The 12706-nt window shown below is 73.5% G+C and carries 9 protein-coding genes; 1 reads left to right on the top strand and 8 read right to left on the bottom strand.

Going from position 1 to position 12706, the window contains the following annotated elements; translation table 11 throughout:
* Positions 1–139: 139 nt before the first annotated feature.
* The 6 genes from OG956_RS21870 to OG956_RS21845 form a co-directional block, all read right to left on the bottom strand.
* Entirely contained in the window at positions 140–2449 is a 2310-nt protein-coding gene (locus OG956_RS21870; RefSeq protein ID WP_330339676.1) for a xanthine dehydrogenase family protein molybdopterin-binding subunit, read from the bottom strand.
* Entirely contained in the window at positions 2446–4755 is a 2310-nt protein-coding gene (locus OG956_RS21865; RefSeq protein ID WP_330339675.1) for a 2Fe-2S iron-sulfur cluster-binding protein, read from the bottom strand. Before OG956_RS21865 ends, OG956_RS21870 begins: the two co-directional genes overlap by 4 nt.
* The gene (locus tag OG956_RS21860) at positions 4752–5645 is read right to left on the bottom strand and encodes an FAD binding domain-containing protein (protein ID WP_330339674.1); all 894 of its coding nucleotides are present in this window, start codon (positions 5643–5645) and stop codon (positions 4752–4754) included. The genes OG956_RS21865 and OG956_RS21860 overlap by 4 nt, the downstream gene beginning before the upstream one ends.
* 268 nt (positions 5646–5913) lie before the next feature.
* Complete coding sequence (locus tag OG956_RS21855) at positions 5914–7626, bottom strand: beta-N-acetylhexosaminidase (protein ID WP_330339673.1); 1713 nt, start codon at positions 7624–7626, stop codon at positions 5914–5916.
* Between the two features lie 160 nt (positions 7627–7786).
* Positions 7787–8065 (bottom strand): DUF3039 domain-containing protein, encoded by a 279-nt coding sequence (locus OG956_RS21850; protein WP_143638399.1) that lies wholly within the window; start codon positions 8063–8065, stop codon positions 7787–7789.
* Between the two features lie 29 nt (positions 8066–8094).
* The gene (locus OG956_RS21845; protein WP_055707730.1) at positions 8095–8667 is read right to left on the bottom strand and encodes a YqgE/AlgH family protein; all 573 of its coding nucleotides are present in this window, start codon (positions 8665–8667) and stop codon (positions 8095–8097) included.
* Between the two features lie 280 nt (positions 8668–8947).
* Here OG956_RS21845 and murA point away from each other — a divergent pair, with 280 nt between their 5' ends.
* Entirely contained in the window at positions 8948–10288 is a 1341-nt protein-coding gene (murA, locus tag OG956_RS21840; RefSeq protein WP_330339672.1) for a UDP-N-acetylglucosamine 1-carboxyvinyltransferase, read from the top strand.
* A gap of 216 nt (positions 10289–10504) precedes the next feature.
* On the opposite strand, the gene OG956_RS21835 is transcribed toward murA, so the two are convergent.
* Positions 10505–10786: an HU family DNA-binding protein gene (locus OG956_RS21835; protein ID WP_023550134.1), complete on the bottom strand. Its 282-nt coding sequence runs from the start codon at positions 10784–10786 to the stop codon at positions 10505–10507.
* A 412-nt stretch (positions 10787–11198) separates the two neighbouring features.
* Entirely contained in the window at positions 11199–12614 is a 1416-nt protein-coding gene (locus tag OG956_RS21830) for an NAD-dependent malic enzyme (protein WP_330339671.1), read from the bottom strand.
* Between the last annotated feature and the right edge of the window lie 92 nt (positions 12615–12706).

The following is a 12706-nucleotide window of genomic DNA, read 5'->3' as shown; positions in this document are numbered from 1 at the left end:
CTCGACGGGAAGGACGCCGGGCGAGCGGTGCACGTTGCCCGGCGGCAGGCTCCAGTACCGCGGGCATTCGGGGCCGTGCCCGTACACGTCAACTGCCGTGCGGGGGGCATCCGTGGTCACCGGGATGTGCCCCGGCGTCTCACTGCGGTGTGACCACCGCCGCCTGGGGGCGGATCGGGAGGCGGTTGACCGGGCGGCCGGTGGCTGCGCGGACCGCGGAGGCGATCGCGGCCGGGGCCGTCACGACCGGGACCGCGCTGACGGACTTGGCGCCGAAGGGGGCGACCACGTCCCGCTCCTCGACCAGTTTGACGATCCGGATGTCCGGGGCGTCCAGGGCTGTCGGCAGGGCGTAGCCGGTCAGGTCGGGGTGGCGGATCAGGCCACGGGGGGTGCGCAGGTTCTCGGTGAGCGCGATGCCGACGCCCTGGGTCACGCCCGCCTCGATCCGGGCCGCCAGCTGGGTCGGGTTGAGGACCCGGCCCACGTCCTGGGCGACCGCCAGCTCCACCACCCGCACCGAGCCCAGCTCGATGTCGACGTCGACGACCGCGCGGATCGCGCAGAAGGCCAGGCCCACGAAGGCGTCGCCCTGGCCGGAGGCGTTCAGCGGCTCGGTGGGGTGCGGGCGGCACTGGGCCGTCGCCCACAGCTCCTTGCCGTCCATCGCCTCCGTGACGGTCGTGGAGAGCACGCCGTCGTACGAGGTGATCTTGCCGTCGGTGATCTGGAGGAGCTCGGTGGACATGCCGAACTTGTGGGCGAGGGGCTGCAGGAGCTGGGTGCGGACCATCTTGGCCGCGCGTTCCACCGCGCCGCCGGAGACCCAGGTGTGCCGGCCCCGGCAGCCCGCGCCGGCCGGCGGCTGGTCGGTGTCGACCGGGGCGACGTGGACCTCCTCGATGCCGAGGGTCTCCTGGACGATCTGGCGGGCGAGGGTGGTGAAGCCCTGCCCGGTCTCCACGGCCGCGCACAGCACGGTGGCGACGCCGTCGTGGACCTTGACCGTGGCGGTGGACACCTCGTCGGCGCCCTCCGCGCCGAGCATGTGCACCATGCCGAGGCCGTAGCCGACGCCGCGGCGCACCGCGCCCGGTTCGCCCGCGCCCTCGGGGCCGCCGGGCAGCAGCCACTCCTCCTCGGGCGTGTCCTTGGGGAGCGGCGGGAGCGGGAAGTCCCGTACGGCCTGGAGGAGTTCGGCGACCGGCGCCGGGCACGTCACCGTCTGGCCGATCGGGAGGACGTCACCGGTCGCGAGGACGTTGCGCAGGCGCAGCTCGGCCGGGTCCAGGCCGAGTTTCCTGGCCAGCTTGTCCATCTGGGCCTCGTAGGCGGCGCACACCTGCATCGCGCCCTCGCCGCGCACATGCCCGGAGGGCGGGTTGTTGGTGCGGACGGCCCAGCCCTCGATGAAGGCGTTCGGGACGACGTACGGGCCGCAGGCGAAGGAGACGGCGGCGGCCAGCGCGTCGGAGGAGGTGTCGGCGTAGGCGCCGGCGTCCAGCAGGATCTGCGCCTCGACCTTCACCAGCTTGCCCTCGGCGTCCGCGTGGTGGCGGTACCTGAGCAGCGTGGGATGGCGGTGGGCGTGGCCGAGGAAGGACTCCTCGCGGGTCGCGGTGAGCTTCACCGGGCAGCCGGTCTTCAGCGCGAGCAGGCCGAGCGGGAGCTGGAAGCCCTGGTCCTCGCGGTCGGCGGTGGCGCCCGGCACCCCGGTGACCACGATCTTCACCCGATCCGGGGACAGGCCGTAGCAGGCCGCGGCGGTGTTGCGGTCGGTGTGCGGGTCGGTGGAGGCCAGGTACAGCTCGACGCCGCCGTCCGGGCGCGGCACGGCGAGGCCGGCCTCGGCGCCGATCGGGGCGGGGTCCTGGCGCCCTATGCGGTACAGGCCCTCGACGACGACCTCGCCGACGGCCTCGGGGTCGCCGTGCCGGAGCGGGATGTGCCGGATCAGGTTGCCGTCCGGGTGCAGCGGCTCGGCCTCGAAGGCCTGCTCGGGGTCGGTGACCGGGTCGAGTACCTCGTACTCGACGATGATCGCCGCCGCGGCCATCCGCGCGGTGTCCGGATGGTCGGCGGCCACGGCCGCGATGGGCTCGCCGTGGTGCCGTACGACCTCGGAGGCGAACACCGGCCGGTCGGGCGTGCCCCGGCCGTGGCGCGGGGTGCCGGGCACGTCCTCGTGGGTGACGACGGCGCGTACGCCGGGCATCTCGCGCGCGTGGCGGGTGTCGATGGACACGATGCGCGCGTGCGCGTGCGGGGAGCGCAGGACGGCCGCCCACAGCAGGCCCTCCGCCCACAGGTCGGCCGCGTACGGGAAGGTGCCCTCGGTCTTGGCGCGGGCGTCGGCGTGCGGCAGGGAGGCGCCGAGGCCGTGCGGCAGCGGCTCGGGCTCGGGGGCTGCTTCCGCGGCGGTGGTCGCCGTGGCGGCTTCGTTGCTCACGCCTGTCCTCCGTCCTGGCCGTAGTGCGGGTCGTGCGGGCCGTGCGGTCCCGGGGTGCCGTGCGGCGGTGTGCCGTAGGGGTCGGGTGTGCCGTACGGCGGCGTGCCGGCGTAGCCGCCGGGAGCGGTCTGCGGCGTGCCGAACGCGCCCGGCGCCTCGAACGCCGACGGGTGGACCCCGCCGGCGCCGGGGCCCGCCTGGTGGGGAATACGGGCCTCGTCCGCGTCCGTCTCGGCGTCGGCGGCGTGCGAGGCCTCGCGTTCGGCGACGACCTCCTTGACGGCGTCCAGCACGCCCCGGTAGCCGGAGCAGCGGCACAGGTTGCCGCACAGCGCCTGCCGGGTCTCCAGCTCGGTCGGGGCGGGGTTGCCCTCGAGCAGGTCGTGCACGGTCATCGCCATGCCGGGCACGCAGAAACCGCACTGGACGGCTCCGCAGCGGGCGAGCGCGCGCTGCACGTCGGACGGCTGCCCGTCGGCGGCGAGGCCCTCGACGGTGCGCACCTCGCTGCCGGCCGCGGTGGCCGCCGGGACCAGGCAGGAGGCCACCAGACGGCCGTCGACCTGGACGTTGCAGGCCCCGCACTCGCCCTGCGAGCAGCCGTCCTTGGCGCCCGCGAGCCCGAGCCGCTCGCGCAGCACGTACAGCAGCGACTCGCCGATCCAGGCGTCGCTGACGGGCCGGTCGACGCCGTTGACGCGCAGGACGTACGAGGCGAGCGGGTGGTCGTCGTGCGACGGCGGCGGTACGGCGGCCTCCTCGCCGGTCTCGTCGCCGTCCGCCCGCGCGGATGCATGCGTCTCGGCGCTGTCCGGCGCCGGGTCCGCCGCGGGGGCCTCGGCGTGCTGGGGGGCGCCGCCGGCGGAGGACTCGGAGGGGTCACCCGCGGGGCGCTCGCCGGGTTCCCCCGCGGGTTCCTCGCGCGTGCCGTGCGGTGCGCCGGCGTCGGAGGCCTGCTCGGCTGCGCCCGTCTCGGCGCGGTGGGCAGCGGCCGGGTCCGGGTGCGCGGCGGCCGGGGTCTCCTGGGCGGCAGGGGACCGTGTGCCGGCCGTGTCCGCCGTTGTGGCGGCCTGCGGGGCGGCGCGGCGGCCTGCGGGGCCCTCATGGTCGGTACGGGGCTCAGCGGCGCCCTCAGGGGCCCGCGCGGGGGCGTGGGCGTCGCGGGGAGCCTGCGCGTCCGGGGGTTCGGCCCCGCGGCCGGCCGACGTGGCGCCGGACTCGGCCTGCTCCGCCGGGGCGTGCCCGGACTCCGGGCGGCCGGACTCCGCGTGATGCGCCGTGTCGCGGGCGAACTCCGCGCTGTGCGCCCCGTCGTGGGCCGGCTCCGGGCGGCCGGACTCCGCAGCGCCGGCCCCGTGTCCGCCGGACTCCGCGCGCCGGAACTCGGCACCGGCGGGCCCGCCGTGGCCCGTCTGCGGGCGGCCGGACGCGGCGCTCCCGGCCCCGTCACGCCCCGGTTCCGCGTGCCCGGACTCCGCGTGCCCGGCCCCGTCGTGCCCGAACTCCGCACCGTCGGCCCCGTCGTGGCCGTACTCGGCGCCGTACTCCCCCTGGCCCGGTTCCGCGTGACCGGTCTCGCCCCGGTCCCCCGCGTCGTCGGTGCCCTGCGTGTGCGGCGCGGCCGGGTGGCCGGGCTCGGCGTACCCCGCCGGAGCGTGCCCGTACTGCCCGTCGCGCGCGTACGCGTCCGGCGCCGGTGCGTCGCCCGCCGGATGCGCGTCGGTGTGGTCGGGCAGGCCGGACCGGTCCGGCTCGGCGGGGCGGTTCCAGGCGGCGGAGGCGTCCGTCGCCCAGGGTGCGGGCGCGCCGCCGGGCAGGGTGGCCGGCGGTGTTCCGCCCCACTGCTCGACCAACGAGGATGTAGTGAATTCGCCTGATTCGTCCGGGAGATCGCCTCCGGCGACCGGGATCGACCACTGCCCGGTGACGTCATGTCCGGGCGCGGGCGGGGCCGCGGGCTCCTCGAAGGTCCAGTGCTGGGTCGCGCCCGGGTTGTACGTGAACCGGTCGTCCGCGTGCGGTGACTGCTGCCCGGCGTTCGGGTCGGGCCACTCGGCGCCGCCCGCCGGCGCGGACCAGTTGCCCGCCGCCGCGGGGTCGCCGGTGCCTGGGGCGACCGCTATCTGCGGCGGCACATAGCCGTGACCCGGCGCGGCCAGCGGGCTCTCGCCGTTCAGCAGGGCGTCGATGCCGCCCTCGGGGAGCTTGACGAAGGCGGTGGCGCCGTCGTCGTAGTCGCCCTGGGGCAGCGGGTCCCAGCGGCTGCCGCCCTGGGGCGTGCCCTCTCCGTGCTGGTCGTCGGTCACGACAGCGCCCTCCCCAGTGCTCGTCGGGCCAGCGCGGCGACGGTGCGCCGCAGGTGCAGTACGGCGGGCGGAAGCGCGGGCACCGAGCCGTCGGGCTCCGGCGCCGGGTCCGGGATGCAGGCGGCGGCGACGTACTCGCCGAAGGCGTTCAGGGCCTCCGGGACGAGCGCGCGGTCGTTGTCCCAGTCGATCAGCTGGGCGACCCACTGCTCGGCCTCCAGGGGCCTGAGCGGCATCGGCGCTATGGCGCCGACGGCGCACCGCACTCCGCGCCGGGCGGGGTCGAGGACCACGGCCACGGAGGCCAGCGCGCGGCCCGGGCCGGTGCGTCCGGTGGCCTTCAGGAAGACCTGCGGGGCGTGCAGCAGCGGCACGCGCACGTACCCGATGAGTTCGCCGCCGCGCAGCATCTCCATGCCGGCCAGCAGGTGCGACACCGGGATCTCCCGGCGGGCTCCGCCCGGGCCCGCGATGATCAGTGTCGCCTCCAGGGCGGCCAGCACCGGCAGGGCGTCGCCGGTGGGCGCGGCCGAGGCGATGTTGCCGCCCAGGGTGCCCGCGTTGCGGATGTGCGGCGGGCCCGCGGCGCGTGCGGCGGCGGCGAGCGCCGGGATCAGGGCCGCGAAGTCGGGGCGGCCCATGCGCGCGTGGGTGAGGCCCGCGCCGAGCAGCGCGTGGCCGTCCTGGTACTGCCAGCCGCGGATCTCGCTGATCCGCCCGAGGCCCACCAGGGCGGCGGGCCTGAGCTGGCCGGAGTTGACGGCGGCCATCAGGTCGGTGCCGCCCGCCACGGGCACGGCGGCGGGCATGGCGGTGAGGGCCGCCACGGCCTCGTCCAGCGTCGTGGGCAGCGTGACGGCCTGCTCCGCCTGCGGTGCGTGCGTGGTCAAACCGGCTGCCCCTTCCCGCTGCCCCACCTGGTCCCACCTGTGTGGCCGTACGGTACGTGCTCACAGGGCGGACGTGGCAACTCTGGCACATCTTCGCAAGACCCGAGGACGGGGGTCCGCCGCCCGGCATCACGAGGTGTTCGCCCACCTCACCGCGGAGATGTTCCGTTTTCGTACGGCATCGACCATGCGCGACGGTTGACACTCTTCGGTGATGCTTGGCGCGGTTTTCCGGCACTTGTTCGAAACGACCGCCTCGCGAGGGAGGTCACCCGGCGGGCGGCGGTCCCTCGATCGGGCGGCCGAGGACGCCGGGGCGCTTCTGCCACGGCCGGGGGCCGGCGGGCGGCCGGTAGGCGACGCCGAGGGCGTCGAGCCGCGCGTAATGGGCCGTCATACGGCGCTCGAAGCCGGCGAAGTCCCGCTGCGCGGGCGCGGGCAGGCGACTCCAGGCCACCTCGGCGAAGGCGGCGAGCCGGGGGAAGGCCTGGTAGTCCACGCGCGCGGCGTCCTCCAGCACCTCGGTCCAGACGTTGGCCTGAGTCCCCAGCACATGCCGGGCCTCGGCCTCGGTGAGCCCGTCCGGCACCGGCTCGAACCGGTAGACGTCCTCCAGGGTGCGCACGTACCCGATCGGCACAGGTTCGTCCGCGCCCGGGGCCTGACGGTGGTCCAGGTACACGTACTGCTCCGGGCACATGACGACGTCGTGCCCGGCCCGCGCGGCCGCGATCCCGCCGCGGTAACCGCGCCAGGAGGACACCGCGGCCCCCTTCGCGAGCCCGCCCTGCAGGATCTCGTCCCAGCCGATGAGCCGGCGCCCGCGCGCGGCGAGCCAGGCGTCGAAGTGGCCGATGAACCACGCCTGCAGCTCGTCCTCGTCGGCCAGGCCGAGGCCGGCGATCCGGTTCCTGGCGGTCGCCGATGCGGCCCACTGGTCCTTGCGGCACTCGTCGCCGCCGACATGGACGAACCGTGACGGGAACAGCTCCAGAACCTCCTCGAACACCCCCTCGTAGAAGCGCAGGACGGTGTCGGTGGGGGCGAGCACGTTGGCCGAGATGCCCCAGTCGTCCCAGACGGTGAGCGCGGTGGTGTCGACGACGTCGGTGTTGCCGAGCTCCGGGTACGCGGCGATGGCGGCCTGCGAATGCCCGGGTACCTCGATCTCGGGGACGACGGTGATGTGCCGCTCCGCGGCGTAGGCGACGATCTCCCGGATGTCGTCCTGGGTGTAGTAACCCCCGTGCGGTTTCTCCTCCCACAGCGGGGAGGCCCGGTGACCGAATCTCGACCGCGGCCGCCAGGAGGCGGTTTCGGTCAGTTTCGGATACCGCTTGATCTCGAGCCGCCAGCCCTGGTCGTCGGTCAGATGGAAGTGGAAGACGTTCAGTTTGTGCGCGGCCATCAGGTCGAGATAGCGCAGCACGCCGTCCTTGGGCATGAAGTGCCGGGCCACGTCCAGGAGCAGACCCCGCCAGCGGAACCGGGGCGCGTCGCGCACGGTGACGGCCGGGACCTCCCACGCGGTGCGGCCGGTGACCGGAGCGCGCCGGAACGCCTCGGGACCGAGCAGCTGGCGGAAGGTCTGGGCGCCCCAGAACAGGCCGGCCTCGCTCGCGCCGTCGATGCCGACCAGACAGCCGTCGGCGGACAGCTGATAGGCCTCGGGGCTGCCGAACTCGTCCTCGAGCGAGGGATTGATCCGCAGCAGGATGCGGGAACCGCTGTCGCGGTGCGGGGCCAGCGGCAGCCCGGTCGCGGCCCCGACGGAGGTCCGCAGCCAGCGTGCGACCCGCTCGGTGCTCTCGGTGGCCTCGATCCCGGTGTCCCCGTCGACGACGAACCCGGTGCCGCCGCCGGGCAACGAGGCCGCCAGGCTGCTCGGCGCCGGGATCAACGCCACCTGAGGCTCCGGAAAGAGGCACCGGTCGGGCGCCGCACGGAACCGGTCGCTCGCCCCGCGGGGTGTGCCGCTCATGCCGCCGTCGTACCTCCGCCCCAGGCGTTGCACTGTGCGCAACGACCGTTTCGCTCTGTGCACAACCGCGACGAGGCTACCGGTCTGGACCACTGCCCGACCAGAGGACGGCGAAACCCCCGGCGCGCGCACCGGGGGCCTCACGGACTCGGACGGGCCCCTACTTGTCGCCGCCCTTGTCGTCGCCGCCGCTGCCCATGGATTCGTAGATCTCCTTGCACATGGGACACACGGGGTACTTCTTCGGGTCGCGGCCCGGCACCCAGACCTTGCCGCACAGCGCCACGACGGGGGTGCCGTCGAGGGCGCTCGCCATGATCTTGTCCTTCTGGACATAGTGGGCGAAGCGCTCGTGGTCGCCGTCGCCGTGGGACACCTGTGGCGTCGGCTCTACGAGGGTCCCCGTACCAGTCCCGCGCTCGGGCTCGAGAGTGCTCATAAGCCCAAGGGTACTGAAGCTCACAGCCTTCAGTTGAGCGACGGGTCGTCCGGATACGTGGCCACCATCGCCAGCTCGTTGCGCTGGCGGCGCAGCACTTCGCGCCAGAGTCTCTCCGGGGCCGGTGAGGAGACGTCCCCCGGCTCGGACTCGACCACGTACCAGGCGCCCTCGACCAGCTCGTCCTCCAGCTGGCCCGGCCCCCAGCCGGCGTATCCGGCGAAGATGCGCAGGGAGCCCAGGGCGGAGGCCAGCAGCTCCGGCGGCGCCTCCAGGTCGACCAGGCCGATCGCGCCGTGCACCCGGCGCCAGCCCAGCGGGGCGAGGTCGCCGTTCGCCCCGCCGGGGATCACCGCGACGCCGAGCGCCGAGTCCAGCGAGACGGGGCCGCCCTGGAAGACCACACCGGGCTCGCCGGTGAGGTCGGCCCAGCCCTCCAGGATGTCGCCCACGTCCACCGGGGTGGGGCGGTTGAGGACGACACCGAGGGAGCCCTCCTCGTCGTGGTCGAGAAGGAGCACCACCGCGCGGTCGAAGTTCGGGTCCGCCAGGGCGGGAGTGGCCACGAGCAGCCGCCCTGTGAGCGAGGACACCTCGGTCATGCCAGACATGATCCCGCATCTTCCCCTCCGGTGGGGAGCCAATCGGGGCCGGGGAGTGAACGCAGCTCAGAGAGCGCGGAAGCACTACCGGCGCACGCCGCGAGCGGTGACCCCATGTGTCCGAAAGCGCACGGTTCGTGTTGTGACACAGCTATGACGTGTCTGGGCGGTACTTGGACTTACGGACGGGGGGTAATCGGCGATTACGCTGTCTCCCCGGCCCCTGCGCGAGTGATCGGCCGCAGCCACCCCCTGCCCAACTCATCGGAACGCGAGATACATGACCGTCAACGACGATGTCCTGCTTGTCCACGGCGGAACCCCGCTGGAGGGCGAGATCCGTGTCCGAGGTGCGAAGAACCTCGTACCGAAGGCCATGGTCGCCGCCCTGCTGGGCAGCGCGCCGAGCCGACTGCGCAATGTTCCCGACATCCGTGACGTGCGGGTCGTGCGCGGCCTGCTCCAGCTGCACGGGGTGACGGTCCGTCCCGGCGAGGAGCCCGGCGAGCTGGTGCTCGACCCGACGTACGTCGAGAGCGCCAACGTCGCCGACATCGATGCCCACGCCGGCTCCAGCCGCATCCCGATCCTCTTCTGCGGCCCGCTGCTGCACCGTCTCGGCCACGCGTTCATCCCGGGTCTCGGCGGCTGCGACATCGGCGGCCGGCCCATCGACTTCCACTTCGACGTGCTGCGGCAGTTCGGCGCGGTCATCGAGAAGCGCGCGGACGGGCAGTACCTGGAGGCGCCGAAGGGACTGCGCGGCACGAAGATCCGGCTGCCGTACCCGTCCGTCGGCGCGACCGAGCAGGTGCTGCTGACGGCCGTACTCGCCGAGGGCGTCACGGAGTTGTCCAACGCGGCCGTCGAGCCGGAGATCGAGGACCTCATCTGCGTGCTGCAGAAGATGGGCGCGATCATCGCGATGGACACCGACCGCACGATCCGCATCACCGGTGTGGACAAGCTGTCCGGCTACACCCACCGCGCCCTGCCGGACCGCCTGGAGGCCGCGTCCTGGGCTTCCGCCGCGCTCGCGACCAACGGCAACATCTACGTCCGCGGCGCCCAGCAGCGGTCGATGATGACGTTCCTGAACACCTACCGGAAGGTGGGCGGCGCCTTCGAGATCGACGACGAGGGCATCCGTTTCTGGCATCCCGGCGGGCAGTTGAAGTCCATCGCGCTGGAGACGGACGTGCACCCCGGCTTCCAGACCGACTGGCAGCAGCCGCTGGTGGTGGCCCTGACCCAGGCCACGGGCCTGTCCATCATCCACGAGACGGTGTACGAGTCCCGGCTCGGCTTCACCTCCGCGCTGAACCAGATGGGCGCGCACATCCAGCTCTACCGCGAGTGCCTGGGCGGCTCCGACTGCCGCTTCGGACAGCGCAACTTCCTGCACTCCGCGGTCGTCTCCGGCCCCACGAAGCTCCAGGGCGCCGACCTGGTCATCCCCGACCTGCGCGGCGGCTTCTCGTACCTCATCGCGGCCCTGGCGGCCGAGGGCACGTCCCGTGTCCACGGCATCGACCTGATCAACCGCGGCTACGAGAACTTCATGGAGAAGCTCGTGGAGCTGGGCGCGAAGGTCGAGCTGCCGGGCAAGGCGCTCGGCTAGGCCTCACGAACGGGAAATGGGCGGTCCCCCTGGCGAAAGGGGGGCCGCCCATGTGGCGTCTTCAGCTGAAAGCGCCCCGAAAGGGGCGCGGGGCTCAGTCGGACCTGCGGCTCCGCCGCGCGGGCGCGGCCGGCGACAGCCCGGCCCGCAGCCAGCCACGGCGCTCCGGTCGAACGGCGCTCCAGTGGACCGGCGCTCAGAGCGGAGCGCTTCCGCTTACTTGCCCTTGGCGGCTTCCTTGAGCTTGCTGCCCGCGGTGACCTTCACGCTGTACCCGGCGGGGATGTTGATCGGCTCGCCGGTCTGCGGGTTGCGGGCGGTGCGAGCGGCACGGTGGGTGCGCTCGAAGGTCAGGAAACCGGGGATGGTGACCTTCTCGTCGCCCTTGGCGACGATCTCGCCGACGGTCTCGGCGAACGCGGCCAGCACGGCGTCGGCGTCCTTCCGGGTCACCTCGGCGCGGTCGGCCAGCGCGGCCACCAGCTCACTGCGGTTCATGTTGTTACTCCCGTGTATTTCTTGCCGTTGGGGTGTGCCACGCGGCGGATCCGCCCGAGGCACTGCGATGCCGATGCGCTCGCGCCCAGTGGGGGTACCCCCGGGGACGGAGTCCCTGGGGGAGCATCCTGCCCCTACCTGCGGCGGTAAAGCCAATCCGGCACCCGTAGGAGTCGTGAGAACACCCTGGGGAGTCGCACGAAGAGCGCCCGCTCGGCGTCACCCTAGAGGGCACACGGCATCGGCTGGTTCCACGACGCGCCGGTGCAGGGGCCGCCGTGGTGATCCTCACAGCCCCAGCACAGTACGGCACGCCGTCATCGGGACGTCACCCGGCCGCCGCCCCACCGTCATCCGGCGCGGCGGCGAGCGGCGCCGGGGGCGGCCGGGCGGCGAGCGGCGGCGAGGCCGGCTAGGCGGTCGCGCCCGCCGCCTTCGCGGCCTCGCGGACCGCCCCGGCGACCGCGCCCGCGACCTTGTCGTTGAAGACGCTGGGGATGATGTAGTTCGGGTTCAGCTCGTCCTGGCTGACCACGTCGGCGAGGGCCTGCGCGGCGGCGAGCATCATCTCGGTGTTGACGGTGCGGGACTGGGCGTCCAGCAGGCCGCGGAAGACGCCCGGGAAGACCAGCACGTTGTTGATCTGGTTCGGGAAGTCGGAGCGGCCGGTGGCCACAACGGCCGCCGTCTGACGGGCGATTGCCGGGTCGACCTCGGGGTCGGGGTTCGCGAGCGCGAACACGATGGCGCCGTCGGCCATGGCGGCCACGTCGTCGCCGTCGAGCACGTTCGGGGCGGAGACGCCGATGAAGACGTCCGCGCCGCGCACGGCCTCCCTGAGCGTGCCGGTGAGGCCCTCGGGGTTGGTGTTGTCCGCGATCCAGCGCAGCGGGGAGTCCGCGGGCGCGGCGACCAGGTCCTCGCGGCCGGAGTGGACGACGCCGTGGATGTCGGCGACGACGGCGTTCTTCACGCCTGCGGCGAGCAGCAGCTTGAGGATGGCCGTGCCGGCCGCGCCGGCGCCGGACATGACGACCCGGATGTTCTCGATGGCCTTGTCCGTGACGCGAAGTGCGTTGGTCAGGGCGGCGAGGACGACGATCGCGGTGCCGTGCTGGTCGTCGTGGAAGACGGGGATGTCGAGGGCCTCGCGGAGCCGGGCCTCGATCTCGAAGCAGCGGGGGGCGGAGATGTCCTCGAGGTTGATGCCGGCGAACCCGGGGGCGATGGCCTTGACGATCTCGACGATGGCGTCGGTGTCCTGGGTGTCGAGGCAGATCGGCCAGGCGTCGATGCCGGCGAAGCGCTTGAAGAGGGCCGCCTTGCCCTCCATGACCGGCAGCGCGGCCTTGGGGCCGATGTTGCCGAGGCCGAGCACGGCGGAGCCGTCCGTCACGACCGCAACGGAGTTGCGCTTGATGGTGAGGCGACGGGCGTCCTCGGGGTTCTCGGCGATGGCCATGCAGACGCGGGCCACGCCGGGCGTGTAGACCATGGACAGGTCGTCACGGTTGCGGATGGGGTGTTTCGACGCCATCTCGATCTTGCCGCCGAGGTGCATCAGGAACGTGCGGTCGGAGACCTTGCCGAGGGTGACGCCCTCGATCCCGCGCAGCTTCTCGACGATCTCCTCGGCGTGGGCCGTGGAGGTGGCCGCGATGGTGACGTCGATACGGAGCTTCTCGTGCCCGGACGCGGTGACGTCGAGGCCGGTCACCGAGCCTCCGGAGGACTCCACCGCGGTGGTGAGCTGCGAGACGGCGGTTCCGCTCGCGGGCACCTCCAGCCGGATGGTCATCGAGTAGGAGACGCTGGGCGCCGTTGCCATGGCCGACTTCCTCTGCTTTCACCGTGTCGCGAGTTGTAGCCGTCCGATCGTCGCACCTACCGCGGAGTACGTGGTAGTCGCCCTGGATTGCG

This window comes from Streptomyces sp. NBC_00557, assembly GCF_036345995.1.
GTDB lineage: Bacteria > Actinomycetota > Actinomycetes > Streptomycetales > Streptomycetaceae > Streptomyces.
The sequence above is the reverse complement of the archived record's forward strand: the minus strand, read 5'-3'. Positions and strand labels throughout refer to the sequence as shown.

Coding starts and splice junctions, on each gene's coding strand:
- OG956_RS21830 (WP_330339671.1), bottom strand. CDS start 12,614: ATGGCAACGGCGCCCAGCGTCTCCTACTCGATGACCATCCGGCTGGAG.
- OG956_RS21855 (WP_330339673.1), bottom strand. CDS start 7,626: ATGAGCGGCACACCCCGCGGGGCGAGCGACCGGTTCCGTGCGGCGCCC.
- OG956_RS21850 (WP_143638399.1), bottom strand. CDS start 8,065: ATGAGCACTCTCGAGCCCGAGCGCGGGACTGGTACGGGGACCCTCGTA.
- OG956_RS21835 (WP_023550134.1), bottom strand. CDS start 10,786: ATGAACCGCAGTGAGCTGGTGGCCGCGCTGGCCGACCGCGCCGAGGTG.
- OG956_RS21845 (WP_055707730.1), bottom strand. CDS start 8,667: ATGACCGAGGTGTCCTCGCTCACAGGGCGGCTGCTCGTGGCCACTCCC.
- murA (WP_330339672.1), top strand. CDS start 8,948: ATGACCGTCAACGACGATGTCCTGCTTGTCCACGGCGGAACCCCGCTG.